At 64.2% G+C, this 26197-nt stretch carries 19 protein-coding genes and 1 pseudogene; 1 reads left to right on the top strand and 19 read right to left on the bottom strand.

The window, feature by feature from the left end:
• Positions 1-386 precede the first annotated feature (386 nt).
• The 8 genes and pseudogenes from ACIPRI_RS15835 to ACIPRI_RS15800 form a co-directional block, all read right to left on the bottom strand.
• Entirely contained in the window at positions 387-761 is a 375-nt protein-coding gene (locus ACIPRI_RS15835; RefSeq protein ID WP_446622400.1) for a hypothetical protein, read from the bottom strand.
• 395 nt (positions 762-1156) lie between these two features.
• Positions 1157-2035 (bottom strand): hypothetical protein, encoded by an 879-nt coding sequence (locus ACIPRI_RS15830; protein WP_446622399.1) that lies wholly within the window; start codon positions 2033-2035, stop codon positions 1157-1159.
• A complete protein-coding gene (locus tag ACIPRI_RS15825) occupies positions 2035-4248 on the bottom strand; it encodes a hypothetical protein (protein WP_446622398.1) in 2214 nt (737 codons plus the stop codon). The genes ACIPRI_RS15830 and ACIPRI_RS15825 overlap by 1 nt, the downstream gene beginning before the upstream one ends.
• A gap of 742 nt (positions 4249-4990) precedes the next feature.
• Positions 4991-6022: an ABC transporter substrate-binding protein gene (locus ACIPRI_RS15820; RefSeq protein ID WP_446622397.1), complete on the bottom strand. Its 1032-nt coding sequence runs from the start codon at positions 6020-6022 to the stop codon at positions 4991-4993.
• A gap of 504 nt (positions 6023-6526) precedes the next feature.
• The gene (locus ACIPRI_RS15815; protein ID WP_446622396.1) at positions 6527-8350 is read right to left on the bottom strand and encodes a hypothetical protein; all 1824 of its coding nucleotides are present in this window, start codon (positions 8348-8350) and stop codon (positions 6527-6529) included.
• Positions 8351-8398: 48 nt separating this feature from the next.
• Positions 8399-10090: a lactonase family protein gene (locus ACIPRI_RS15810; RefSeq protein ID WP_446622395.1), complete on the bottom strand. Its 1692-nt coding sequence runs from the start codon at positions 10088-10090 to the stop codon at positions 8399-8401.
• Between the two features lie 631 nt (positions 10091-10721).
• A pseudogene (locus tag ACIPRI_RS15805) lies at positions 10722-11755 on the bottom strand (IS110 family transposase).
• 365 nt (positions 11756-12120) lie between these two features.
• Entirely contained in the window at positions 12121-12774 is a 654-nt protein-coding gene (locus ACIPRI_RS15800; protein ID WP_446622394.1) for a hydrolase, read from the bottom strand.
• 150 nt (positions 12775-12924) lie between these two features.
• Between ACIPRI_RS15800 and ACIPRI_RS15795 the strand changes: the two genes are divergently transcribed.
• Entirely contained in the window at positions 12925-13821 is an 897-nt protein-coding gene (locus tag ACIPRI_RS15795; RefSeq protein WP_446622393.1) for a LysR family transcriptional regulator, read from the top strand.
• A gap of 59 nt (positions 13822-13880) precedes the next feature.
• Here ACIPRI_RS15795 and ACIPRI_RS15790 read toward each other — a convergent pair whose 3' ends face one another.
• The 11 genes from ACIPRI_RS15790 to ACIPRI_RS15740 all read right to left on the bottom strand — a co-directional run bounded on the left by ACIPRI_RS15790 (position 13881) and on the right by ACIPRI_RS15740 (position 26185).
• Positions 13881-14774 carry a pirin family protein gene (locus ACIPRI_RS15790; protein ID WP_446622392.1) on the bottom strand — a complete coding sequence of 298 codons (894 nt, stop codon included), beginning with the start codon at positions 14772-14774 and terminating at the stop codon, positions 13881-13883.
• An 815-nt stretch (positions 14775-15589) separates the two neighbouring features.
• Positions 15590-16396, bottom strand: a complete 807-nt coding sequence (locus ACIPRI_RS15785) for an SDR family oxidoreductase (protein ID WP_446622391.1) — start codon at positions 16394-16396, stop codon at positions 15590-15592.
• Positions 16397-16436: 40 nt separating this feature from the next.
• Positions 16437-16859, bottom strand: a complete 423-nt coding sequence (locus ACIPRI_RS15780) for an enoyl-CoA hydratase/isomerase family protein (protein WP_446622390.1) — start codon at positions 16857-16859, stop codon at positions 16437-16439.
• Positions 16860-16898: 39 nt separating this feature from the next.
• Positions 16899-18095: a thiolase C-terminal domain-containing protein gene (locus tag ACIPRI_RS15775; protein ID WP_446622389.1), complete on the bottom strand. Its 1197-nt coding sequence runs from the start codon at positions 18093-18095 to the stop codon at positions 16899-16901.
• A 27-nt stretch (positions 18096-18122) separates the two neighbouring features.
• Entirely contained in the window at positions 18123-19679 is a 1557-nt protein-coding gene (locus ACIPRI_RS15770; protein ID WP_446622388.1) for a class I adenylate-forming enzyme family protein, read from the bottom strand.
• Positions 19680-19841: 162 nt separating this feature from the next.
• Complete coding sequence (locus ACIPRI_RS15765) at positions 19842-21515, bottom strand: AMP-binding protein (RefSeq protein WP_446622387.1); 1674 nt, start codon at positions 21513-21515, stop codon at positions 19842-19844.
• Positions 21516-21564: 49 nt separating this feature from the next.
• On the bottom strand, positions 21565-22032 hold the full coding sequence (locus ACIPRI_RS15760; RefSeq protein WP_446622386.1) for a Zn-ribbon domain-containing OB-fold protein: 468 nt from the start codon (positions 22030-22032) through the stop codon (positions 21565-21567).
• Between the two features lie 2 nt (positions 22033-22034).
• A complete protein-coding gene (locus ACIPRI_RS15755; RefSeq protein ID WP_446622385.1) occupies positions 22035-22532 on the bottom strand; it encodes a Zn-ribbon domain-containing OB-fold protein in 498 nt (165 codons plus the stop codon).
• Entirely contained in the window at positions 22529-23731 is a 1203-nt protein-coding gene (locus ACIPRI_RS15750) for a thiolase C-terminal domain-containing protein (protein WP_446622384.1), read from the bottom strand. The genes ACIPRI_RS15755 and ACIPRI_RS15750 overlap by 4 nt, the downstream gene beginning before the upstream one ends.
• Positions 23728-24897, bottom strand: a complete 1170-nt coding sequence (locus ACIPRI_RS15745) for a thiolase family protein (protein WP_446622383.1) — start codon at positions 24895-24897, stop codon at positions 23728-23730. The genes ACIPRI_RS15750 and ACIPRI_RS15745 overlap by 4 nt, the downstream gene beginning before the upstream one ends.
• Before the next feature lie 46 nt (positions 24898-24943).
• The gene (locus ACIPRI_RS15740; RefSeq protein WP_446622382.1) at positions 24944-26185 is read right to left on the bottom strand and encodes a lipase family protein; all 1242 of its coding nucleotides are present in this window, start codon (positions 26183-26185) and stop codon (positions 24944-24946) included.
• Positions 26186-26197 lie beyond the last annotated feature (12 nt).

Genomic DNA, 26197 nt, shown 5'->3' with positions numbered 1-26197 from the left:
GAGGCCCCGATTCAAGATGGGATTACCGGACGCATACGAACGGGCTGCGGGCGAGCCGCAGCGGCTGCAGGGCCATCCACTCGTGGCCTACTGGATCGCCACCCGCCAGCGGGCGCAGCAGTCGCCCGCACCCGCCTCAGATCCCGTTCAGGCTTGCGCGCTGCCCTGTGGGGCGGTGTCCTAGCGCGGGATTCGTTCGATCTATCGAATGGCTGGGCGGCGTGCCGCGAACGGCCATGACCCATCGGGCGCACGTCCGCAGGCTACTACCGACCTAGACTGATTGCGGTCGCTCACGCCTCGCAATGGGGGGACAGGATCGGGCTCGAAGCGGACGGTCGTGTTTGCCTGAAGCGGACGTTGAAGGCCGCTTAATCCGCTCGGTTCTAGGTCTGCGCGTTTGTCGTGCCATGCCCGACCTCGGGGCGGAAGACCACCTCGAAGTGCTCGCCGTCCCAACGAGTCACCCGGCCAATCATGTCGGGCCGCGCCGAAAACTTGCCAGCCCCGTGGCGAATGCCCAACCGGGCAACTTTCACTCCAGCGTTCAGTTCGTCCACCCAGCAGCGCGAGGTCGCGTGAGTGCTCAGGCCCTTCCACTCGCTGACCTTCGAGCGGTGGACTAATGCATCGCCCTGGGGAGTCAATTCTTCGTGCTTAAAAACCATCACGGCCGAACCGTCCGGGCAACGTCCAATGCAGTAGTAGACCGAGACGCGTGGCAGCGCCTTGTAGCTGTCGAAGACTTCGAAGAGCTTCATGATGTCTCCAAGAGGGTATGGGGCGCCGGTGAGCAACGGAGTTGCCGGTGGCAAGCGACAGGTACTGGGCCGCGTCCAGTCCCTATCGCGTACGTCCGGCGGTGGCCGGAACTCGAAAGTCAATGCGCGCCGGCTTGAACGGGCTCCTCCCGCCGCATAGCCTCCGCAGCGAGGCCCCGTCAAGGCGTTCAACCCTGCGGGCGCGCCGCAAGCACGTTGATCGAAGCCGCAGTTGGCCGAGCAGGCGTGGTCACAGGTCTTGGTCAGTGACATCGGCTTGCCTGGGCGCACGGCTATGACCTGGTTCGGCAGTTGCGCCATCTGGGGCGGTCGAACGCGCAACCCCGTTTCTTTGCGGTAGCCGCTAACGACGTTCTCGCGTCCGAAAGCCAACATCAGCGACGTATTGAACTTGCAGACTCAGACACCAATGCCGGCGTAAGCGCTGTTAGTGAAGCGTGTTGTGGACCAATCGCGTTCCAAAAGTAGATCAAATTCTCCATGGTCACGGGGACGCGTGGACGGGCAGCAAACATGCACTTTATGAGCTTGGATCGATCGACCCGAATAAGATCCTTTGCGGCGGCGGCATCTGAATTCAACACCCGAGTTAACTCATCGGATACCTGCCCTCGCATCCGAATCTTTATCAGATTGGGGAGCATTGCAGACCAGTTCTTGCGTTTGTAGTGTCGGTACGCGAGTTCGTCAAATATCCTGCCCATACTCCATTCTGAAGTCTCCAGTGTTGCGACGACCCCGTTCAGAGCTCTGCTCAAGTCATCATGCTCCTGCCAACTCTCCTTGGCCTTATAGCGGAGGTCATGTTCAACCTCGTGCCATCCCTCGGAGAGAATGCTTCGCAATTGCACCTCGAAGCAAGTATCAAGAGGCCCGTCCGCCGCCGCGCGTTGAAAGTTGCCTATGAAATCTTCAGGCAACTTGAAAACCAAGTTGTATCGTGTGACTGAGAACTGGTCGCGTTCTGGCGTATCAATGGTAGATGATGGGAGATCAAGATGGTATTTCGCTTCTAGGATTGACTTTACAAGCGGAATGTCTTCGGAAAAATAAAGAGCAACTCTAACTCCAATGGAGTCCTGAACGAGTTTCCCGCCGATACTATATTTATCCGGCTCGCGCCGCAATTTTTCACTCAGCGAAACGGGATCCTTGCCTCTGGCAAAGACTCTGGCCAGAAGGCCGAGACTAAAAAGAGAGTCCTCAACTTGGCGGCGCAGATCCTCCGCAATATGCCTAAAATTGCTCCGCATCACGGTCTCCCGAGAATTTGCCGAATCTCGGGTAGGCGGTCGAAGTTCAGTTCAACAAACGATGTATTGTTGGGCTGAAGAAGAAGTCCACTCTTCTTGAGGCGAACTACTGCCTCAAAAATTTCGTTCGGCTTGTAATCTCCGCTTGCTGTACAAATTCCTGAAATTGGCCGATGTTTGTGCATCAGTTTCTCTCGACCGATAGGCCAAAATTTCTCAAGAACATGTCGCTCGAGTAGCTGCGGATGATCTTTCTGTTGCGCTGGCTCTACTGCGCTGGCCTGGATTGCCTCGCGAAGGAATGCGGTATCACCTGACTCTCCCAGAAGATAAATCTTGCTGTCTGACGTACCGACGGCGACATTGGACCCGTAGAACTTGCAATTCAGAAATGTGACATTTGCCATAGATGACAGGGTGAACTGACAATTCCTGAAGGTGCAATCATTAAACTGAAAATCAGTTATAGGCAGGGATCCCAGATTGACATCATCCAAATCCAGTCCTTCGGCCTCGTCGGAGGAAAGCGGGAAGTCCACTGCGCCGCTTAACTTGGCGGTAAAATCTATTCGGTAGGAGATCGAGGCGAATTCGAGCGACGTTCGGATTCGATCAAGGAGTGCGGTCTTGTCCTCACGGGTTCGAGGTCCATAGGATGTCACCGCCGGCTCAAGAAATCTTAGGTCGTCGTTCAACCAGTCCGGTTGGCGCAAGATATTAGATGAGACAAAATAGCCCAAGACGAATTCGTTTATGAAGCCGATTTTGCTCTCTTCCTTGTTGCTTCGATCTAGCAGCGCGTGGCTGGCGATCTTGTTCGCAAGAAACTCTCTATCAGGGCGTTCTGCGGCCGGATACAGAGTCAGAGAAGCTTCGAGTTCTTGCAGGCATGACCTTAGTACTAATTCGACGATGTAGTCACGTTGCTCCGACGTGTAGCCTCGGGAGATCATATCTCCTGCTATTAGGGCTAGTATTGACTTTTGGGTGTCAACACTCATCTTTAAATCTTGGCGGACCTGTTCGCGCTCGAGTAAGAAGCTAAAGTACCTCTCCACAAGGTCCTGTGGTGATTGAACCACCGCATCAAACTTATCCTTGGGAATGCATCTCAGATATGAAAGCAGGACTGGATTTGACAGGCCATTTTTTATGTTGAGTGTGGTAGCGTTTATGGCGCTGAGGCGGTCTTCTGGCAGCCAGTCGGAAATGGACGGCTCTCCAATTCTGATGCGGACTAGCTCAAAGTTGTCAGCGTGATTTGCGGCCCATGTATGGAACGCATCGCCTTCAAACAATACGGTCCGTCTCGTTGTGAGAACGATCTTCGCGCTTCCAGTCAGGAATTGCCCAATCGTCTCTAACATTGGCTCTTGCTTGTCAAACTCGTCTGTGTCGTCTGCTTTGCGCAGTAGTTCGTCAAAGCCATCAAGTATCGTGAGAACTCGACCTTTGACCATCTCGGTCTGTACTAACCGCGAACTAAGTGTTGGAAATTTCCTGTCTATCTCGTCAAGCAAAACGTATCTGAAGATGGGAGCCTTCCTGTTGCGAGAAAGCTCGGAGAATAGCGGCAAGTAGTCGGCGTTGCGTATTAGAAGGTGGACAATTTCATATGCGGTACACGTCTTTCCAAATCCTGCTGCTGCTTCAATCAGGAAAAGCATTGGCTTGTTTGCGCCTAGCCGCGAAACAACTTCCTCGGCAGGAGATAGCTCTCCTTTCTTTCCGTTGACGCTGTAGGGTGCATTTATATACGTGTACTTGGCGTCGTCCGCGAATGGGCGAACAATGCTGCTGGTAAATTGGGAGTAATCTCTCCCTAGGCGATCTAGGATGGATGATACAGAGAAGAAGCCCTTGAACAGCTCATGCTCGGTCTGTTTGGCTGTGAGGTAGTTTCGAACCGTGCACGCAAAGCCGGCGGCCGAGAAGTCGTTAAATGCTTTCTCTGTTTGGGCCTCTTCGCTAAGAGGTACTATGTCGGCGTTGTCAAAATAGCCAGTCTTCAGAGTGAATACGATAACGCCTTCTGGGTCGTATAGTTTTGCGACTTCAAAGCCGTAGCGCTTATATATCTCTTCCAATTCGCGCCTAAGAGGGGTGCTCAATGCGTACCTTTCAACGGTGTGCTGCGCCAGTAAACTGGCAGAAGGAGCCTTTGCAATGCGCTCGTCATCGCATGCTATCTGTGGCTTGTCTCGACCTGCCACGGCGCCGAGGATCTGTAATTCTGAGGCCTGAAGAAGTGAGTGTCGAAGTGTGATTTAAGCAGTGCCGTCCTAGCGTGCCATCTGTGAATTTTTCCCGATTTCCGCCTGCCTTTTTGAGCATGCGTCTCCTACGTAGAGCAGCCGCTTACGAACTGGACGCGCGCGCCAAGCTTCGGATGCCAAGCCCGCGCCGCCCCGGAGTTCGGAAGGATCGGCACTCGTCAGCTGACTGGGAGCGACTCCTGGTCCTTGCACTTCGAGCCTAACCGGCGAGACGTGGGGCAGCATCGAGTGTCTGGGGACGGCGCACTCCGGATGTGCGACGGCGTCGAACGCGTGTGGTGCGACGTGCGAGAAATGGTCCCGCGCTGGGTCGGAGCCAATTGCATTGATGGGAAGCTAGCGAGCGCTCATTGGAAAGCACCCGCTCCAAGCCGACCCCAAGATCCGGGAGGGGGCCGCTTCGCTCAAAGCGGGCTGACAGCAACGGGCCCGGACTACCATTCCGACGGCCAGGATTGCGGCCGTTCGGTCGGACTTCGACGTATGGCTCGGCACAACTTTGAAACCGGTCATCGATGCTGCCTCTTGCCGCACCGAATGACTGCAACCTGGGTCTCAGCCTCAGTCAGGCAACCGGGCCGCGAGAGGCAGCAACCGCTGCGCGGCCGTCTAACGCGACAGCCGCTGTCAAGTCCCGCGGGTCCGCTCCTATACAGTCCTTGGGCCTTGGTAGAGGAACTCAACTGACGAGGCGATTGGCCCGCGCCAGCAGAGACTGCGGTAGCTTGAGGCCTATCGCGTTGGCGGTCTTCACGTTCAGCACCAACTCGAAAGTGGTGGGCCGCTCGATCGGCAAGTCTGCCGGTTTTGCACCCTTGGCGATTCGGTCGACATACGAGGCGAGCCGTGCGTACGAGTCCACGAGGCGCGGCCCGTAGGTGCAAAGCGCACCGCTGTCCGCGAAGATCGGCCAGCCCGTCATGACCGGCATCTTTCGCGCAATCGCGAAATCGAGGATCTGCCGCCGGTTGGACACCGCGAAGCTGTCGCTGAAGATCGCCAGGGCCCGCGCCGGCGAATCGGCCATCGCTTGAAGCGACGACGTCAACTCGTCGCGCGTTCGCGCGGGAAAGTATTCGGTCCGCATGCCAAGCTGCCTTGCCGCGCCCTCGGTGTAGTCGCGCTCGAGATTGAAACCGGGGTGTTCGGGGTTGGCCACGATGGCCACATCGCGCACCGCCGGAAGTATCTCGCGCAGGATCTCCAGTAGCTTGCCATTCATCTCGGCCGCCAGCAGCGTCAGGCCGGTCATATTTGATTCGGGATACGCGAGGCTCTTCGCAAATCCGGCCGAGACAGGGTCGCCGCTGTAGACATAGGCCACAGGAACGGATACCGGGATGCCGGCCACGACGGTCAACGCCGGGCCGCCTTGCACGAGCAAGATGTCAACGGGCAGGCGCTCAAGTTCCGCGACCATTTCAGGCACACGATCGGCGGAGCCGTCGCCATATCTAAACGCGATGGAGACGTTCTTTCCTTCGACATAGCCCAGCCTGGCCAGCGAGGCGCGCAGCGCCGTGACCATCGGCGTAAGGCTGGCGGCCTCCTGCGCAGTCACCCACCCCAGGCGCAGCACCTTGTCGGCCGCGTCCGCATGCGGACTGTTCTGCGCCAATGCAAGCGCGCAGGCAGTGCCCAGGACCGTCCGGCGTTTCATGGCGTAGAGCGTGCACCATCGGCGGCAGCCGTGCAATATGCCGAAGCGCATCAGCCGCGGTGCTGCCACTCCCCCGGCTTGTCGCGCAGGAAAACCTGTCCGCGGTTCAAGTTCTGCTGTCGTTGGACCGACCGCTGTCCGCCGAGTAGCGGTCGGCTTGCCGTGCATCGCCACCTTCGGCTTTCGCTGCATATGCGACCTTGCTCATGAGGAATCGATCAGCCAGAGGCGGGCCAAGACTCGAGTCGATCCCAGCACCACCAGCTGGATGTCGATCGGGCACATGGACCAATTGATCAGTGTGCATGTTGTCATTCTGCGTTGGTGGCGGCCACTCGGCTCGCCATGATCTCGGTCGAGAAACGTTCCTCGGGCGCGCAGGGCATTGCGGCCCTCTGGGCGCGCACTTGCGGGCAACGCTATCACCCGGGTCTCTTGCAGAGCAGGGTCAGCCCGGAGCAACCGGATAGCCGCAATGCGACAGAAGCGCCGCAGCCCACCGCCGAGCAGCGCAAGCACCTGAAACGACGAGCATGGGCGCTGCGCAGCGAGCTATCAACCCTCCGTACACCCGCCGCGCCGGAGCACTGGCAGCAGCTGCGGGCCAAGCGATTTCAGCAACTGCACCGGCAGCGCGCTCGTGAACCGGTAGCGTGCGGCATAGGGTTCGCGCGCGTAGACCATGATGGTGCCGAAGTAACGATCGCCGATCATGAACACGAAGGTGGCGGTGCGGGTGATCTTGCGCTCCGATACTACCCGCCCGCCGCGGCCGATGACCTCGTAGCGGTGATCGCCCGTGCCGGTCTTGCCGCCGATCTCGATTGAGCGGCCGCTCGCGTCGGTGAGCGCCCCCTCGAGGCGCCGGGCAGTGCCATCGTTCACCACCTCGACGAGCGCGCGGCGCACCGTCGCGGCCACTTCGGCGGGCAGCAGCTGCTCGGCCGCCGCGTTGCGCGGCTCGAGCCGCGTCTCGTAGGGCGTGTCGCGGGCGAAGTGCAGCGCGCCGACCCGTTGCGTCGGCAGCCGTGCGCCGTCGCTAGCGATGATGCCCATCAAGTCCGCCAACGCGGCCGGCCGGTCGCCCGAGGCGCCGATTGCGCTTGCGTAGGAGGGCGTGAGCGATGCGAACGGATACCCCAGTCGCCGCCACGAACGATGAATCTGCGCGAAGGCGTCGAGTTCGATCAGTTCGCGGATGCGCTTGTCCTGCGCGTTTTTGTGGCGCGTCTTGAAGAGCCAGGCGTAGGTCTCCTCGCGTTCGCGCGCGCTGGCGTCCAGCACGTCGGTCAATGTCGCGCCCGGGTGACGCCGCAAGAAGCCCACCAACCAGAGCTCGAGCGGGTGCACGCGTGCGACATAGCCGCGATCGGCGAGCGACAGGGCGCTGTAGGTGTTCCGCATTGCCCGCAGTGCGCGCGGCGAGCCGGCGCCCTGGCCGAGTTGTCGGGTCAGCAATTCGTCCAGCTGCGCCTCGCTGGCTTCGGGCTCGATGGTGAACAGCACACTCGCCAGGCGCGGCGCCATTGGCCTCACGCCGCGCAGCAGCAGCGCTTCGGCGTCCGCGGCCGACTTGCCCTGGTACTTGCGATAGAAGCGGACAAGGAAGGCTGAGCCTTCGCGGTCGGCAAAGCGAGCGAGCATTTCGCGCCGGCCCGGATCGGCACGATCCCTCAGCAGGCGCTCGGCATTCGACTCACCGCCGAACATCCGGTGACGCACCAGGTCGCGCATCAGGCGGATAAACACCAGGTTGACCGAATGCTTGAAACCCTCCCGCACCGTCATCGAGCTGCTGTTGCGCGAGCGCTCGAAGTTCTCGAACTGATGCAGGCCGCCGCCGGTGAAGAAGGCCTCCGCCGGGCTTGCTGAGTACCGGCGCTCCATGGACGCCTCGAGCATCGGCGCGAGGTTGCGGTCCTTGGCGCGCAGCAGGTGCTGCCGCGCCCAAGCGCCCAGCGGGTCGCGCGGGCTCACCGCCAGTGCCGACAGCTCGGTGGGGCTCAGATCGGCCCAGCTCGCGTGCAGCTCGGCGACGAGTTCCAGGTAGCTCACCAGGGTGCGCAGCTTGGCCGTGGAGCCGAGGTCCAGCCGCGCGCCCTGGTTCACGTCGAAGGGCTGGTCGATGTTGTCGGCTTGAACGCGCAGCAGGTTCGCTTGTGCGCCGCGCTCGAACAGCGTGAAGCTGTAGACCAGGGGAGCGGGGTCGGCGCCCGGGTCGAGCATGTGGAAGCCGACCAGTCCCGCCTCCTTCGCCGCGGCGGGCTTGCGCAGTCCCGCCAGCACCCGCGCCGCGAGCGCCTGCGCCTGGCCGTCCAGGCTGGTTTCGGCCTCGAGGTCGAGGCGCTCGAGGTCGTAGGCGGCGCGCCTTCGATGCACGCCGCGCGGCCGGCAACACCGCGCGTGAGGTACTGAGATGCGCGCCGTCTATCTCGTGAGCGCGAGGAACTGTGGCCTGTTGCCTAAGGCCGGGAAGTTGACGCCCGTGCCGAGCGCGCCGGTGGCCCTGTCGATCGTGAAGAAGGTGATCGTGTTGTCGCCTTGGTTGGCCGTGTAGGCAAAGCGGCCCGTGCGGTCCACGGTCACGGAGTCGGGCACGTTTCCGGTCGCAAACGGCTGGCCCGGCACCGCTGTGAGCGCACCCGTGCGCGGTTCGATGGCATAGGCGGAGACACTGTTGCTGCTGCGGTTCACCACATAGACGAAGCGGCCGGTTGGATCGACCGTCAAGCTGAATGGGGTGACGCCGGTGGGCACCGAGCCGATGAGTGTCAAGGCGCCAGTCGCGGCATTGATCGCGTATGCCGACAAGGTGCCGGCGCCGCCGGTTCCGCTGATGCTGTCAACGTAGGCGAAGCGGCCGGTGGGCTCAATCACGATGTCTTGCAGCAAGGGCTGAGCGACCGATGCAGGCGCCAGGGTCGGATCCCCGGTGGCTTGGTCCAGCAGGTACACGCCGATCGACCCGTTGTTGGGCGCGAAGGCGAAGCGCCCTTCTGGATCGAAGCTGATCTTGCGCGAGCCGACGGCACCGGGGAAGGTGGCGCCGTTGACGAGGTTGCCCGTCGCATCAATGCCGAAGCGGTGGATTGCGCCATTACCGACCACGTAGGCAAAGCGTCCCTTCGGTTCGATGCCCACGAAGAGCGGGTACGAGCCGACATTGGCAGTGACCTCTGGTAGCCGGGTCAGCGCGCCTGCGGCGTCGATACTGTACTGTGTGACGGTCCCGCCCAAGATATTGGCAACGTAGACACTCTTTCCTTCAGGGTGGACCGAGACGTGTTGCGGCGTATCGCCTGCGGCAAATGATGTTGCGTTGCTCAATTGGCCGTCCGCAGCCACGGTGTAACGCGTCAGGGTGTCGGAGCCCTCGTTGGCCGTGAAGGCAAAGCGGTCGATGCCTGGCACTGTGCAAGCAACCGTCACCGAGGCAATCGGTCCCGTGGTCACCGTGCCGAATGCTTGGCGCGCAATGCACACCTGGAGTGCACTGGGCTGCGTCTTCACCGTCACGCCGTAATCGGCGCCGCTGGCCACCGGCACGGAAAAGCTGAACGCACCATTGGCGGCGACGGCAAGATCGTCGCCCGCGTTGTTCCGCAGAGCCAAACCGCTGCCAACGAGGCCGCTCACTGTCCCGCTCACGGTGAAGCTGCGCGTCGAGCACATCACCGTAAGATCGCTCACCGCGCTCGCGCTCACGGTGCCGCTGGCGCGGCTGACGGAGCACGTCTGCGCGGGGGCGCCGGGTTGCGTCTTGACGGTGACGGCATACGCCGCACCGCTGGCCACCGGCTGCGCAAAAACAAACGAGCCATCGGCGGCCACGGCGAGATCGTCCGCGCCGTTGTTCTGCAGCAGCAGGCCAGAGCCGCCCAGGCCGGAGACGGTGCCGCCGACGAGATAGCTGTTGGTCGCGCAGATGACCTTCACGTTGTCCACTTCGGCGCTGGCAATGGTTCCACTGCCGTTGTTGACGGTGCAGGTCTGGGCCGGACTGGAAGGCTGGGCCTTCACCGTCACGGCATAGGCCGCACCACCGGGCAGGGCCGTGGCGAAACGGAAGCTGCCGTCTGCGGCCTGATGCAGATCGTCGCCCGCGTTGTTCTGCAGCACGAGGCCCGAGCCGCTCAGGCCGGAGATGATGCCGCCGATCGCGTGGGTCGCCGCGGGTGGCTCTGGCGCAGTGGGTGAAACAGGGGAAACAGACGAAGCGGCAGAGATCGGAGGGCTGCTCCCGCCGTCCGAGCCACCCCCACAGGAAGCCAGAACGGCCAACAGGCCCATCAGGAAGGCCCCGCGAGCCAGGCGGCGAAGGCCGGCAGACTGTGAGCGGGCAAGATTCGAAGTGATTGGAAACATGGGCGACACGTCCTGAGTTGACCAGAGCGTATGTCGGTTAACAATCAGAAACAATCACGGAAAACTGGTAGCTGTCGCACGACCGCCTGCTTGATGAAACCGATGATCTGCTTCTCTGATCGGGCCCGTTTGTCAACAGCGGGCTATCTCCGTGTCGTGGGCATTGTGCTGGAATCGTCTCGGTGCAGTTCGCGCTTCTCTACGCAGTCGGGGCCGGGGCGTTTCAGTCCGGCGCTGCACGCATTGGTCAGACGGAGCGGAGAGCCACGCTTTTGGGCGCGCTTTGATGCGCAGCAGACATTTGCGGCTTCATCCGGACCATCGTCCACACCTCAACGAATCTCGTCACAACAACCATTGATGCTTCTTGGTTTCTGGTCGGCGCTCAGACAGCTACCTCCTGAGCCCCCCAGCGGAACACCGTGCCATCGGTCCACATGCGGTGCAGGATGATGGCGAGCTTGCGTGCCACCGCGATCACCGCGCGCCGGTGACCTCGCGTCTTGGCCAGCCGCATACCCCAGGCTTTCAGTGACGACCACTGCTCGTTGCGCGTGAGTAGCGAGTGCGCCGCCACATAAAGTGCCGAGCGAACGTCTGCGTCACCGGCGCGCGAGATATGGCCGGGGTTGTCGCTCTCGCCGGACTGGAAGCGCCTGGCGTGAGTCCGAAGTGCGCAGCCACGGTGCGGGAGGACTTGAAACGGCTCGGATCGTCCACGCCCGCCTTGAACGACAAGGCAGTCACTGGGCCGACGCCAGGCACCGACATCAGCAGCTTGCATACCGGATCGGCCTTCACCAGCGCCTTGATGGCGTTGTCGAGCTTCAGGTAGGTCTTGTAGAGCATCGTTCGGGCGTCCAGAAGAGGGTTGAGCGCACATGCGAGCATCTCGTCCTCTGCAAAGGTCTGACGAACTTCGCCATCGAAGCTGCCGTGCCCCACGCGCGGTGGCAGACAGACACCGAACACGCGAAGCAATCCGCGCAACTCGTTCTCCAGATCAACGCACTTCTTGAGGATCGCCTTGCGGCTGGCCAGCAGTGCCCGCACGCGGTGGCTATGCATGCTCTTGATGTGCACACGGCTATACCAGCCGGTGCGCAGGATCTGCGCGATGCCACGGGCGTCGTTGCGATCGGTCTTGTTGCGCATGGCAGCCAACGTGTTTTTGACCTGCCGGGCTTCCATGCAGATCACTTCGAAACCGGCCGCCTGCAGGCCGTACGTAAGGTATTGGGTGAGCGTTTCCGCCTCCAAGCCCACTGACTTCACATCGGCGTTGAAGCTGTTCAAGCACTGGGCAATCGCCGCCGGCTGTGCGGCCGTCTTGGCTTCGTGGCACACCTCGCCACGCTCATCCACGATGCAAATCGAGACGGAGCGCAGCGACACATCGATTCCTGTGAAGTACGTCATTCGAGCTCTCCTTCGTAAAGGGACTACGAGTCTAGAGAGACAACTCCGCGCGCTACTGGGGCCCGCCCGATCACCGATGCTCCTCCTGGCCGGTGAGAGCCGACCGAGGAAGGAAGGTCTAGGCTGAGAAAGACTGATTGCCGACACCCTGCTTCGGGAATCGAATTGCCGCTCGGACTAAAAGCGGAAAATGCGCCGGGACGGGCTGCGCCAACTAAGGCCAAGGCAGCGATCGATGCGCTCCCCGATCAGAATGACCTGGGCGAGATCGCGCCTGGCGCGAGCGCATAAAAGCGGGCGCCCGGTTCGCCCAGGCGTTGGCTTGGCTGCTCTTTACTTCGGAGGAGACTCCGGCCCGCGCAAAGTCAGCCCACGCTGGCAGGCACAGGCGTGTTGAGCAACTGCTGCTCCCACAGGTACGCGATGCCGCTGGCGCCGGCATGCTGCGTGATCACTTTCGTCAACTCAGCAGCGCTTTCGGTCCGGGCCCAGTCGCGCTGCCATTCGGCGGTCACCGCGAGCCAGGTCAGCATGTTCGCGCCCGCCGCGATCATCCGTTGGATGGCAACCTGATGAGCCTCGACGGACATCCCGCCGGACGCATCGGTGACGACGGTGACATCCCAGCCTTCGCCCAGCGCGTGGATGGCCGGCATCGCGACGCAGACTTCGGTCCACAGCCCCGCGATGATGAGTTGCTTGCGACCCGTTGCCTTGACGGCGTCCACCGTCTTCTTGTCCTGCCAGGTGTTGACGAACGTTCGGTCGATGACCTCCTGGTCGGGGAAGACGTCCGTGATCTGCGGGAACAGGCGCCCGCCGCGTTCCGCAATCACGCTCGTCAGAATGGTGGGAACGCCGAAGGCCTTGGCAGCCTTTGCCAGCCCCACGGTGTTGTTGATGACCATCTGCGGGTCGTGACTGTTCAGGTTGGCAAGCTGGTAGGGCTGGTGGTCGATCAGAAGAAGGACCGAATCTTCAGGGCGGAGAAGGGACGAGAGGCCGTTGCGAGGGTTCATGGTTGGTTCCTTGTTGCCGCGGTGAGCGGAGGGGTTTCCGGCGGTCGATGCGCTCGGGGCGATGTCGCCAGCGATGAGTATTCCGTTCCCCTCACTCGAACGGTAGTACCATCTTTTGGCGAGCTGTGTCGCGCTTTAAGGAACGCCAGAGTGGACATCGAGGACCTGCGTACATTCGTCGACGTGGCCCAGGCGGGCGGGGTCTCGGCCGCAGCCGTTCGGCTCGGGATCTCCAAGTCGATGGTGAGCCGGCGACTGGTCCGGCTGGAAGGGGAACTCGGCGTCCAGCTCCTGGCGCGCTCCACGCGCGGAGCCGCACTCACCGAGGCCGGCGCAATGTTCCGAGACCACGCGGCCAGGGTCTGTACCGAAATCGACGTGGCGAAAGAGACGATCCTGCCTGAAGGCGACCTCCGTGGCCGCTTGAGGATCGCGGTGCCGCTGTCCTTCGGCCCCACCCACTTCGCACCCATGCTCGCCGAGATGGCGCGGCGACATCCCCAACTGCAAATGCAGACGTGCTACAGCGACCGTTTCGTGGACCTCATCGCGGAAGGCTTTGACTGCGCGATACGGGTGGGCTACCTGGAGGATTCCAACCTCATCGTACGGCGCGTTGGCCCGGTCTACGGAAAGTTCGTCGCGAGTCCGGGTTATGTCAGCGCACACGGGGCGCCGGAGACGCCGGAAGAATTGGTGGCCCACGAAGCCCTGATGCAGGGAACCGAGGCCTGGAAGTTGATGGATGGCGACCGGATCGTCACCGTGCGACCGCAGGGGCGGTTCAAGGCCGACAACGGCATCGCACTGGTCGCTGCGGCGGTCGCAGGACTCGGTATCGCGTATGTGCCCGATTGGCTCACGGACGAGCATGTGGCCGCCGGCGCACTGGTGCCCGTCATGACCCGGTATCCACCGCCGCCGGCCGGCGCCTTCGTCGTCCGGCCACCGGGCCAGCACCCCGCCCGGAAGATACGTGTCCTGACCGAGCTCCTGATCGACTACTGCGATCCGCTTTACAAATCAGGCTGGACTGCCAATGCTTGAAGAGTGTCTCGGGGGCGTGCTGCGGGGCTGGGCTCTGCCCAGAAGATGCGGGCGGACTGTCAGCGAAACACTGGAACGTTCCCGGTGGGTGTTCGCCGGTTTCCGGCCGCAACCATCTGCTCGCGCAGCGCCTCGATGCGACGCTCGCCGGTTTCGAGCGCCTGCGCGGAGGTGTGTACCGAATAGCTGCCCAAATGCAGTTCATGCGGGTGCGGGATGGCAGATGCCAGCACGAACACCGCATCGCCACCCATACCGGCCTGCACGGTGATCGCATCCTCTGCGTCCTCGAAGACCACCATGTCGCCCGTGGGCACGGACGTACTGGCCTCCAGGGTTCCGCGTGCCACCGCCAGCCAGCCGACCGCATGGCCAGCGGGTGGCTGGTAAGTCCAGGATTCGCCGGCCTTGAGGGTCACGAGCAGGTAGTTGATGCCCGCGGGCGCAGGCGTTGGGCTGCGCACGCCGGCATGCTCTCCGAGGATGACGCGGGCAGGGCCAGCCGACGGAATGCTTTGCGGCTCAAGATAGCGGCTTTCCGGCTGACCGTTTTCCAGCTCCGGCGGCAGTGCGATCCACAGCTGGAAGCCCTGCACCAGCGGCACGTCGTCCGGCGTGAGTTCCTTCCCGTGCCACACGCCGCTGCCCGCGCGCAACCATTCGACTCCCCCGTACGACAGCATGCCAGTGCCGGAAGAGGGGTCGTCGAACTTCATCCGGCCTTCGGTGAGCACGGTCACAGTGGCGATCCCCGAATGCGGATGAATCGACATGCCGGCGCCGGCGCGCATCGCTTCGAGCAGCGGGCGCTCCATGTTGAAAATGTCCAGAAACACAAACGGCTTCAAACTTTCGCCGAGGTCGGACGGGCTCATCAGGCGAGTGATCCCGCCGTGGCCGTGTCCGCGGGTGCGATAGACGATGCTCCTGTTCCGGGTTGCGATGGCTTGCATGATTTCACTCCTTGTGTGGTGCAAATCTAAGATTGCGAAGCGTGCCGCACTAGCCCCGCAACACGGACATCAGTGTCGCGAAAGACGGAACGCTGCGCTAAGTGCTTTCGGCCCTAAGCTGCCTCTGATCTGCGCTGCCAGTTGTGAGGAAGCAACTCGTCGATACGGCTGTCCAGTTGCGTCGGCAGCGCCTCCGCCTTTGCTCACCCACGTAACAGTTACGGCTATTGAGAAACCATGCTGACCGTCAACGCCGACGGCCACCCGGTGATGCAGCGCTTTCACAAAGCCGAGGACGAGAAGCGCATGGTGTGGAAATCGGGATAGATGGCGTCAGAGAGTTCGAACCCGGGGCTTTTCGTATTCGATCCCCACGAGTGCGCGCGGACAGGTAATTGTTGCGCACCGCTCTGTCATAGCGTCCATATCGACGTGGCCTTCGGCGTCGCAAGAAAACGCCCAGCTCCCCCCGGGGCGCTGCAATGACAGGAAGTGCAGTTCGTAGGAGACGACCGGTTGCGAGTTGCTCGTCGAATTCATATCACGCTCTTTTGACGCAGCTCGCTAGCCATGCTGGCGAGCCCTTCCACATCGCCGGAAAGCAGGTCCAGCCTGCCCCCAGTCGAAACGCTCTCGACCTTCGCGCAAGGTGAGGCGACCCGGACGCATACGGCGCTTTCCCAAAGCTGGTCGACATCCTCGCCCAGCATCAGGCGCACAGGCGTCTGATCGCTTTAGTTGCGGCGCTCGCGTCCCCCGATCTGAAGACATTGAGAGTCCCGCTGCGGTGGACGTGCCGTGCCAAGGCTTACTGCCTACAGGCCGGCTTGGCTCGCGGCCTCGAGCGCAGGCTTGACGCTTTCAATGGCCCCACCCCCATCGCAGGGGATCAGCGCACCCGAGATATAGCTTGCATAGGGCGAAGCTAGGAATAGCGCGAGGTTGGCAATGTCGTCGAGCGAGCCGAAGCGTTGCAGCGGTACATGGCCCAGCGCAGCGGTATGGTCCTCCGGCGTCGGCGCCATCAATTTCCTGAAACCTACCGTGCCTTCGATCGGGCCGGGCGATATGGAGTTGACGCGGATGCCTTCGCCGCCCCATTCCAGCGCCAGCACTCGCGTCAACTGGTCCACGCCGGCCTTGGCCGCGCAGGCATGAGCCTGGTAGCGCATTGGCACGAAGGATTGCGGCGCGGTGATGTTGATCACCGCCGCGCCGGGCTTGCGCAGATGCGCATGTGCTTGTCGCAGTACGTGGAAGGTGCCGACGAGGTCGATGTCGACCACTGCGCGAAAGCCGTTCGACGACATGTCGCGCGCCGCGCACAGGAAGTTGCCGGCCGCGCCCGAGACGAGCACGTCGACCGGCCCGAATCGCCCGACCGCCCCCTCGAATGCGCGGCCGACGGCGTCGAAGTCGCGCACGTCGGCGCACGTGCCATGCACCGGGCCACCGGCGTCGGAAAGCGTCCGGCAGGCGCTGTCGACGTTCTCCTGCTTGCGGCTCGCGACCGTCACGGCGGCACCTTGCCGCGCGAACGCCAGCGCGATGCCGAAGTTGATGCCGGTGGTGCCGCCGAACACGAAGACATGGCGGCCGTGGTAATCGAGGTTCATTTGCATGGGGTGTCTTTCAGCGATTGCGGGAGAGCCGGGCGGGCCGTCAGGTAAAGCACGGGGCGCGCTTCCCCCGGAAAGCGGCAATGCCCTCGGCCGCCAGCACGATGTCCGCGCACAGCGCAAGGCCGATGCCGCCGCCGACCGGCCCGTTGACGGCACTGATCACCGGCACCGGCAGCGTCGCCAGCTTGTGGATGGCGGCGTGGAGCGGACCGATGAATTGCTCCAGCAGCGCAGGCAGCGCCGCGCCGGCCTGGTCGAAGAACGCGATGCTGCCGCCGGCACAGAAGTGCCTGCCGGCGGCGCGCAGCATCATGGCGCGGACCGACGCATCGGCCGCCACGGTATCGATGCACACGTTCAAAGCCTGCGCCGCGTCCGGGTCGATGGCGTTGGATTGTTCGGGGCGGCTTAGCACGATGGCGGCCACATGGCCGTCGCGTTCGAGCACGACAGGTGCGGTCATTCGGGTTCTCTTTCTCTTCTCTTTCGGTTCGATCTCGGGTCAATCGCGCCGCCGCAGGATGGCCACCGACACCGCCGTGCCCAACCCGCCGTTGTGCTGCAGGGCCAGGCGTGCGCCCTCAACCTGCCGCATGCCGGCCTGGCCGCGCAATTGCGTGGTGAGTTCGGTGATCTGCGCCAGCCCGGTCGCGCCGAGCGGATGGCCCTTGGACAGCAGCCCGCCCGAGGGGCAGACCACCACTTGCCCGCCGTAGGTGTTGCGCCCTTCGAGGACGAAGCCGGCCAGGTCTTCCTCGGCGCAGAAGCCCAGGCTCGCGCAACTGAGCAGTTCGTTGCTGACGAAGCAATCGTGTACTTCCGCAACGTCGATGTCCGCCGGTGCCACGCCGGCGCGCGCGTACGCACGCGCCGCGACGCGGCGCGTGGCGGCCCGGCTCAGCGCATCGGGCACGTTGGGCGGATCGAGGTCGGTGGCGATGTCGCTGCCCATCTCGTGGGCGAGGATCACTACATCGGTGCGCAGGCCATGGCGCCTTGCGAAATCGGGACTGCACACGATCACTGCGGCGGCGCCACAGCTCGGCGCGCAGGCATACAGCTTTCGCAGGCGCCCCCAAACGGTGGGCGCGGCCAGCACCCCTTCCACGGTCAGCGGATCGCGGAAGATCGCGAAGGGATTGTGCCTCGCGTGTGCGCGCGCCTTCACGGCCACGCGCGCGAACACCTCGTCGGTCAGCTGCAGTTCGCGCGCGGCCCATTCGAGCTGGGAGCCGAACATCAGCAGCGCGGGCGGCAGCGCCTGCTCCTGCGCACTGAGGCCCATCGCGGCGATCACGCTGGCGCGGTGGTGCTCGAGCGGGTCCGCATGCGTGGGAAAGATGCGGTCCAGCGCGCCGGGCCGCATCTCCTCGAAGCCGACCGCCAGCGCGCACTCCGAGACACCCGACAAGACGGCCTGCCGTGCCAGGAACAGCGCCGACGATCCCGAGGCGCAGTTGTTGTTCACGTTGGTGATCGGGATGCCGGTGATGCCCACGCGGTAGAGAGCGCGCTCGCCCGAGCACGAGTCGCCATAGACGAAGCTCGCGAAAGCCTGCTCGACCAGGCCGTAGTCGATGCCGGCATCGACCAGTGCCGCCTGCACGGCCTTCTGCGCCATCACGTCATAGCGTTCGCTGCGGCCGGGGCGCACAAAAGGCACCATGCCGACGCCGGCGATGAGGATTTCCTGGGTCATCGGTTGCTCGCTTCCCGCCACGGCGGATCAGATGTTGCGGTCCTGCGCCGTCCAGTAGAGTGCGCGCAGATCCTTTTTCAGGACCTTGCCGTTGGCACTGCGCGGCAGCGATGCCACGAAGTCCACCGACTTGGGTGCCTTCACGCTGCCCAGCTTCTGCTTGCACAGGGCGATCAGCTCGTCGTCCGAGACCTGCATGCCGGGCGTCAGCTCGACGACGGCCTTCACCGCCTCGCCCCATGCGGCATCGGGCACGCCGATCACGGCGCAGTCCTGCACGGCGGGGTGAGCCCAGATCACCTGCTCGACCTCGCTCGGGTAGACGTTGAAGCCGCCGCTGATCACCATGTCCTTCTTGCGGTCGGTGATGCGCAGGTAGCCATCGCGGTCCAGGTGCCCCACGTCGCCGGTGTGCAGCCAGCCATCGACGATGGTTTCGGCCGTCTTCTCGGGCGCCTTGTAGTAGCCCTTCATGACGAGGTCTCCGCGCACGCAGATCTCGCCGGTCTCGCCGACGCCGAGCGGCTCGTTGTTCTCTCCCATGATCGCCACGCGGGTCAGCGGGCTGGCACGGCCGCAGGACAGCAGCCGCGCATCGCCGGCAAGCTGCCCGCCGACGAAGTTCTCCTCCGGCCGCTTCATCGCGATCGCGCCGGGCGCCTCGGTCTGGCCGTAGGCCTCCATCATCACGGGTCCGAACAGCGCGATGGCGCGGCGCAGCTTCTCGGCCGACATCGGCGCAGCGCCGCACAGGAAGTACTTCAGCGAAGAAAAATCGCGCGCCTCGATGCCCGGCATGTCCAGCAGCCGGTAGATGACCGTCGGCGGCAGGAAGAACTCGGTCACGCGGTGCGCCTCGATGGCATCGAGCAAGGCGGAAGGGTCGGGCTTGGTCAGCACCACCACCGTGCCGCCGCGCGCCGTGCAGGGCAGCGACAGCACGCCCGCGGTGTGCGTCATCGGGGCCGCGGCGAGGTTGACGATCTTCTCGTCGGCCTGATAGCTGCACGCGATCATGAACTGGGCGCAGAAGGCCTGGAAGCTGCGGTGCGTGTTCATCACGCCCTTGGGCAGACCCGTGGTGCCCCCGGTCGGCATCACGGCCACCGTGTCGTCGGGCTGGTAGGCCACCTGTGGCCTGCTCACCGGCTGGCCTTCGATCCAGTCGGCCAGCCCGACCGCCCCCGGCACAGGGCCTTCGATGCAGACGAACAACTTGATCTTCGGCAGGCTGGCGCGCAGTGCCTCCACGGCCGGCGCGAAGGCCTGCTGGAAGAACAATACCTCGCAGTCGAACGCGTCGAGCAACTGCCGGTTTTCTTCCAGCGCGCCGCGCGGATTGACGGGCATCCACGCCATGCCGGCGCGCCACAGCCCCAGCGTGCAGGTCCAGGGCACCGGATGGTTCGCGGCCCAGACGGCACCGACCTTCTCGCGCCCCAGGCCCATCGCCAGCAAGGCGTTCGCGATGCGGCACGAGAGCGTGCCGACGTCATCGAAGCTGTAGACCGTGTCGTCCATCACGTAGGCGGGCGCTTGCGGATCGATCTCCCATCCGCGGTCAAAGAAGTCGATGATGGCCATGTGGGTCTCCTGTGGGCGTCTGGCTTGTCTCGGTGGTATGCAGTCTGCCGAGGCGCACGGTTTTTTTCGCCCCTCGAATGGAGTGGCGCGAAGGCGCCGGGATGCGCGAAGGCCCCTCTTTCGCGGTGGGGAAGGCAGCGCCAGGCACTGTCCCCCGTGCACTCATTCGGCCCAGACGACGGGCTCGCCAAGGCTTGCCCAGCGCTCGAAATGCGGTCCATAGCGTGTTTCGAACACGTTGCGGCGCAGCTTGAGCGTCGGGGTCATGAGTCCGTTCTCGACGGTCCACGGCTGCGCGGCGACGACCAGGAAATCGAGTCGCTCGTGCGGGTCCAGGGTCTCGTTGACAGCCTGCCGCAGCGCATCGAGCGTTTGCGTGAGTTCGGGGCTTCGCGTGGCGCCCGGCGCCAGCAGCACGACGGCAAACGGCTGCGGAAAGCCGACGCCCGTCACGCAGCAGGCCTCGACCAGCGGATTGCCGCACAAAGCATTCTCGATGGGCGCAGGCGCCACGTACTTGCCCTTGCTGGTCTTGAAGATCTCCTTGGCACGGCCAGTGAGCTTCAGGTAGCCCTCGGCATCGATGTCGCCGACGTCGCCGGTGCGCAGGAAGCCGTCCTCGGTCATGACCTCGGCGGTGCGCTGCGGATCGTTGAAGTAGCCGCGCATGTTGCCCGGGAAGCGGACCAGAATCTCGCCGTCGTCGGTACGCCGCACTTCGGCGCCGGGTCGCGGCTGGCCCACGTAACCCACTCGTCCCTTTCCAGGGCGGCTCGCATGCGTGCCCATGTTCTCCGTCATGCCGTAGACCTCGAGCAGCTCCAGGCCGAGGTCGAGGTACCACTGATGCAGTTCTTGCGACAGCGGCGCCGCACCCGACAGCGCATAGCGGGTCTCGGCCAGGCCCAGCTGTGCCAGCACCTGCCGGCGCACGGCCGGCCCTTTCTCGGGGTCGGCCAGCATCGCCGCCAACTGCGGCGGTGGAATGCGCGCCAGCACGGCCTGGCGGAACTTGGACCACAGCCGCGGCACTGCGATGAAGAAAGTGGGCCGGGTCTTCTGGAGATCGGTGGCGAAGGTCTCGACACTTTCGTTGAAGGTCACGCTGCAGCCGCTTGCCAGCGATACCATCTCGGAAAACATCCGGTCGGCGCTGTGCGCCAATGGCAGGTAGGACAGCATGCGGTCCTGCGGGCCGAAGCCATAGTCGTCCATCAGGATGCCCAGCGATGCCCCCAGCGTGCCGAAGGTGTGCATCACGCCCTTGGGCACGCCGGTGGTGCCCGAGGTGTAGACGATGGTGGCCAGCTCGTCGACCCCGCGCGAGCGCTCGCCGGTCAGCGGCGGGGTGCGGGCGATCACGGTGTCCCAGTCGGCCACGAGCTGGTCGGGCAGCTCCCCGTCCGCGCACAGCGGAAACCGCACCACCGGCATCCCCTCGGGGATACCGGCGCGCATGGCGCCCCAGTCCTCGGAATCGAGTTTGCCCAGGAACAGTGCCTTGGCGCCCGAGTGCTCGAGGATGTGGCGTACCGATGCCCCGGTGAGCGAGGGATAGATCGGCACCGAGACATGCCCGGCCAGCAGGATCGCGAAATCGGCGAGGAACCACCAGGCGCAGTTCTTCGACATGATCGCGACCCGCGAACCGGGCTCCCAGCCGAAGGACGCGAGATGTGCGGCCATGCGCCGCGCCTCTTCCGAAGCCTGCGCCCAGGTGAAGTGGCGCTCCTGTCCGCCGCCCAGGGGCTGGGTGAGGTAGCGCTGGTCGGGCCGTTCCTGCACGTGGCGTTGCAGCCACGCAATGGGGTCGAGAGGGGCGTGGATGTGCGGCATGTCATGTCTCCTTTTGCTGTAAGTGCCGAGTGGCTTTCGCCCTCTTGCCTCAGGCCATCGGCCTGAAATAACGGATATCCCAAATATTGCCGTGCCGCTCTTCAGCCAGCACGGCGCGCACGCGCATGCCGACCTTCACGGCCTCGGGCGCGACTTCGCCGAGGTAGTGAACAAGTGCGGTGTCCGCGCCGTCGAGCTTGACCAGACCGACCACATAGGGAAGGGGCATCTGCTGGAGCATGCCGGGCTCGCGCACGATGGTGAACGCCGTGAGCGTGCCGGTATCGCCCGCATCCACCCATTCGTCCAGCTCGGCGAAGCATTCGGGGCAGCTGATGCGCGGTGGCAGGTAGCTGCGGTCGCAGGCCGCGCAGCGGGTGGCCGTGATGCGGCCCTCGTCGCGCAGCGCGGCGAAGAACCGGCCATTGATCCGGCCCACGTCGTAGTTGATGTCGCAGTACAGCACCGGCTGGCGCAGGACCAGTGGCTCGGCGGCTTCGAGTTCGGCTGGATACATCGTCATTCTCCTGTTGGCACCCAGTTCAGGATGTCGGTCATCAGGCCCTTGCGTTCGTTGCGGGGGCGGTAGATCGCACGCACGCGCATGCCGTTGCGCAGCTGGCTGGCATCGGCCTCGCCGATGAAATGCCAGAGGAAACCGCTGGTGCGGCCCGGTGAGTCGACCATCAGCTGGCCGACCGTGTAGTGGCCCTTTTGCACCGAGAGGTCGTTGGTGTCGATGAAGGGCATGTTGAAGGTCATGAAGCCGGCGACCGTCGCTTCCGGCCCCATCTCCACCCAGTTGGGGTCCTTGATGTTCTCGCCGTGGCAGACCGTGCACACCGCCTGGGGCGGCAGCATGCTGAAACCGCAGTGGCGGCAGACGATGCCGATCAGCCGGCCGTTGTCGCGCATCTCGCGCGCGAAGCGGCCATTGAACAGGCCCACCGGGTAGTCCATCGAGAAGTACGTGCGCAACCGCGTCGGCGGCACGGGCTTGTGCGTGGTATCGCTCATGGCTTGTCCTTGGAGAGAAGTAGCAGCGGGGTCCATCCGGTACCGCCGAACCCGGTGGCGATGCCCAGCCGGGGCTCGCGCGGCACCTGGTGCGCGCCGGCGTCGCCGCGGATCTGCAGCGCCAGTTCGCCGAAGCGCTGGGTCGTGGAGGGCACGCCACCGTTGGTGCAGGTGACGCCGCCGGAGGGATTGATCGGCAGCGCGCCGTCGATGGCGGTGGCGCCGCTGGCGGCCATCCGCCAGGCCTGGTTGGGCTCCGCCAGACCCATGGTTTCCATCCACACCAGCTCGGCCCAGGTGCAGGGCTCGTACATCTCGACCACGTCCAGTTGCTGAGCGGGGCGGGTGATGCCATTGCGCTTGTAGAGAATCTCGCAGGCCTTTTGCAGGCTGGGCAGCACGCATCGCTCCTTGGGTGCGATGAAGTCCTGCAGGGCAGACCAGTGCTGCGCGGAATGGATGCTCACGATGTCCTGCACCCAGACCGGCTTGTCGGTGATCTGGTCCACCACATCCTCGCTGGCGAAGATGATCGAGGCAGAGCCTTCGGTGATCGGACACATGTGCAGCTGGCGCATGGGCGCCGTCAGCATCGGCGATTGCATCACCTGTTCGACGCTGAGGCGCTCGCGCAGATGGGCATAGGGGTTCCGAGCGGCGTTCTCGGAGGCCTTGACGCGCGCGATGGCCACCGCTTCCTCGGGGCAGCCCGAGAGCTTGGCGTAGGCCGCGGCCATCAACGACAGCGTGCCGACCGCGCCGATGGCGCACCATTTTTCGGTGAGCGCATGCACGCCGGAGGAGATGCCAGCCTGCAGGAACGGACCGCGCGGCATCACGTCGCCCGGCGGGCCGACGAACTTCGAGGTGGTGGAGATCATGGCCACGTCGCAAGCGCCCGCGGCCACGTGGTGGATGGCCGACATTGCGGCCGAGCCGCCGACGGTGCCGCCGGTTTCGATCTTGACCAGGGGTTTGCGGTAGTGGCCGACGAAATCGGCCAGCTCCATTTCCGATTCGGCGGTGCCGGAAACCCAGTCGATGTCGCCGAGGACAATCTCCTCGACCTGCTTCATCGTGATCCGGGCATCCGCGAGCGCGCGGCGCACGGCCTGGTTGGCCAGCTCCGCCTTTGTCAGCGGGCTGTGGGCGGTCATTTCGGTCTGGCCGAAACCGACGATGGCGACGCGGCGCTTCATGGATTGACTCCCAGAATCATCACTTGCTGGAATTGCCCGGCGGGGCCGGAGGCGAGGTGCGCAAGGCCGGTGTGGGCACAGTCCACCTGCCGCGCGCCGGCTTCGCCGCGCAGCTGCAGCACGATTTCAGCGACCCGCGACATGCCGATGGTGGTGTGGCTGGTGCCGCAGAGGGCGCCGCCGGAGAGATTGACCGGCTGCCGCCCATCGGGGCCGCTGACGCCGGACTCCAGCCAGCGAGCGCCTTCGCCCGCTGCGCAGAGTCCCAGCCCCTCGTAGGCCATCAGTTCCTGGTAGGCGAACTCGTCGGTGACCTCCAGCAGGTCGATGTCGGTGCGCGGGTTCTCGATGCCGGCCATGCGGTAGGCCTTCTTGGCCGCCATGGCCAGCACCTCCGACTCGGCGAGATCGCGGTCGCCCAGGAAATAACCGTCGCAGCAGTTGGCCAGGCCCTTGATCCAGACTGGCTTGTCCGTCAGTTGTGGAGCGCGCTGCTCATTGGCCAGCAGCATCACGATGGCGCTGTCGCCTTGCGGACGCGACTGCAGCGTGGTGATCGGGTCGGCCAGCATCTTCGCGCCGAGCACATCGGCGATGCTGAAGTCGCCCTCGCGCAAGGCCTGGGGATTGTTGCGGGCGTTGCCGAGATTCTTGACCGACACCGCGGCGAGCTGTTCCGGCGTGATGCCGTACTTGTGCGCGTAGCGCTGTGCCTGGAGCGCAGCGGCCTGCACGTTGTCCAGGCCCAGCGGCCGGCAGAAGAAGGGGTCGAACACCTTGTTCTCGATGGCATTGCCGCCACTGGCCGCCGTGGAATCCTGGCCGACCGCGACCACGAGCACGGTCTCGAATTCGCCCGAGGCGATTTGCCAGAAGGCTTCAAGTACGCCGACGGCACCGTCCTGGTCCACCTTCTCGTCGGGCCGCAGATTGGCGCCCGCCACATCGACGATCAGCGAAGCCGAGAACGGGCGCGCAATGCGCGAGTGCTCATGGCAGATCAGGCTCGCGTCGATGCCACCCTTCTCGTAGGCCGGCAGGAAGCGCAGGCCGGTTTCCTGCAGCACCGGCCGGATTGCCCGGTAGGCCAGCTCTTCGGGTGAGTACGCCCGCTTCTCGCTGTAGTTGACTTGCGCCATCGATACGATGGCCACACGGTTGGACATATTCATCCTCTCTGGGTTGATCGGGCCCGGCCCTCGGCGGGACGGCTCATGGACAGTCAGACGGTGCGGGCACGCCGGAGAAGCGGTCCCCCAGCCAGTCCAGGGCGAGCGGGTAGCCCAGCAGCATCCCGGTCGCGTGCTCGGTGATGCCGATGGTGCGGAAACTCACCTTCGCGCCGCCGGCGCACCACGCGGTGAAGGTCTTCTTCGTGTTCTCGTAGGGCACGATCTCGTCGAGCAGGCCGGCGTAGACGAGCGCGGGCACGGCCGGCGTGGCGGTGCCGGTGCGCTGCTGCTGGAAGCGCGCCTTCCAGTCGGGCCGATCCAGCAGGCCCGGGCCATCGATCAGCACCGCATCGCCGAGTCCCGGATAGCTGGCGGCCATGGCGAGCAGGCACTTGTTGTTGCGCGCATCCGCGATGACGGCGCGGCCATAGGCGCTCAGGATGGCGTCGAGGCCCAGCTCGGGATAGGCCGCGTTCAGCCCCACCAGCAGGTACGGGATCGCGCCGCCGAAGAGGCCGCCGTTGTTGGCCGCGTACAGGCCGTCGATGCTCGACGGCCCGGCGCCCGAAGCCACGCCCTTGACCTTCAACGCCGGTGCATAGCTCGGCTGCAGTTCGGCAGCGATGGCCGAGGCGTGCCCGCCCTGCGAGTAGCCGGCGAGGCCGACCGGCGCCTGGGCCGACAGGTTCGCCCCGCCCAGTTGCTGAGCCGCGATCACGGCATCGAGCATGGCCCGGCCCGTGGGCGCCGCGACGCCGTAGGTGTGGTCGCCCGGCGTGCCCAGGCCCTGGTAGTCGGTCATGGCGATGGCCCAGCCGCGCGCCAGCGTCCAGCCGATGGGCCCGGCGATCGCTTCATACTCTGTGCCGATGGCGAGCTGGTGCGAGGGAGCACAGCGGTCCGCGACGCCCTGCGTGCCCGATGCCCATCCGATGATCGGCCGCGGCGAGGGCTGGAACCAGGGCAGCCACGGCACCATCACGTTGCCGGTGACGGCGATGGCGTTGCCATTGACGTCGGTCGACTTGTACATGATCTGCCAGCCCCAGGCGGGCTGCCCCACCGGCACATAGGCGCGCGAACGGATGAGCGTGCCGTGCGGTCCCTCGGGCAGCGGCGACGGCGGTGCGTAGAAGGCATCGCCCGCCGGGTCCTGCAGCGGGCCAGTCAGCGCTGCGGCCGATGCGCCGAGGCAGAGCACCAGCGCTGCCATCCAGCGGGCCAGCACCTGGCCCCAGGACCGGGCGCGGCGAGCAACCGGCAGATTCATCGAGCGATTCATTCGTTGCCTCGT

The organism is Variovorax sp. LARHSF232, assembly GCF_052871435.1.
The sequence above is the reverse complement of the archived record's forward strand: the minus strand, read 5'-3'. Positions and strand labels throughout refer to the sequence as shown.

Bases quoted from the DNA above. Each gene is read 5' to 3' on its own strand.
- ACIPRI_RS15835 (WP_446622400.1), bottom strand. From the start codon at position 761: ATGAAGCTCTTCGAAGTCTTCGACAGCTACAAGGCGCTGCCACGCGTC.
- ACIPRI_RS15830 (WP_446622399.1), bottom strand. From the start codon at position 2,035: ATGCGGAGCAATTTTAGGCATATTGCGGAGGATCTGCGCCGCCAAGTT.
- ACIPRI_RS15820 (WP_446622397.1), bottom strand. From the start codon at position 6,022: ATGCGCTTCGGCATATTGCACGGCTGCCGCCGATGGTGCACGCTCTAC.
- ACIPRI_RS15800 (WP_446622394.1), bottom strand. From the start codon at position 12,774: ATGAACCCTCGCAACGGCCTCTCGTCCCTTCTCCGCCCTGAAGATTCG.
- ACIPRI_RS15790 (WP_446622392.1), bottom strand. From the start codon at position 14,774: ATGCAAGCCATCGCAACCCGGAACAGGAGCATCGTCTATCGCACCCGC.
- ACIPRI_RS15785 (WP_446622391.1), bottom strand. From the start codon at position 16,396: ATGCAAATGAACCTCGATTACCACGGCCGCCATGTCTTCGTGTTCGGC.
- ACIPRI_RS15780 (WP_446622390.1), bottom strand. From the start codon at position 16,859: ATGACCGCACCTGTCGTGCTCGAACGCGACGGCCATGTGGCCGCCATC.
- ACIPRI_RS15775 (WP_446622389.1), bottom strand. From the start codon at position 18,095: ATGACCCAGGAAATCCTCATCGCCGGCGTCGGCATGGTGCCTTTTGTG.
- ACIPRI_RS15770 (WP_446622388.1), bottom strand. From the start codon at position 19,679: ATGGCCATCATCGACTTCTTTGACCGCGGATGGGAGATCGATCCGCAA.
- ACIPRI_RS15765 (WP_446622387.1), bottom strand. From the start codon at position 21,515: ATGCCGCACATCCACGCCCCTCTCGACCCCATTGCGTGGCTGCAACGC.
- ACIPRI_RS15760 (WP_446622386.1), bottom strand. From the start codon at position 22,032: ATGTATCCAGCCGAACTCGAAGCCGCCGAGCCACTGGTCCTGCGCCAG.
- ACIPRI_RS15755 (WP_446622385.1), bottom strand. From the start codon at position 22,532: ATGAGCGATACCACGCACAAGCCCGTGCCGCCGACGCGGTTGCGCACG.
- ACIPRI_RS15750 (WP_446622384.1), bottom strand. From the start codon at position 23,731: ATGAAGCGCCGCGTCGCCATCGTCGGTTTCGGCCAGACCGAAATGACC.
- ACIPRI_RS15745 (WP_446622383.1), bottom strand. From the start codon at position 24,897: ATGTCCAACCGTGTGGCCATCGTATCGATGGCGCAAGTCAACTACAGC.
- ACIPRI_RS15740 (WP_446622382.1), bottom strand. From the start codon at position 26,185: ATGAATCGCTCGATGAATCTGCCGGTTGCTCGCCGCGCCCGGTCCTGG.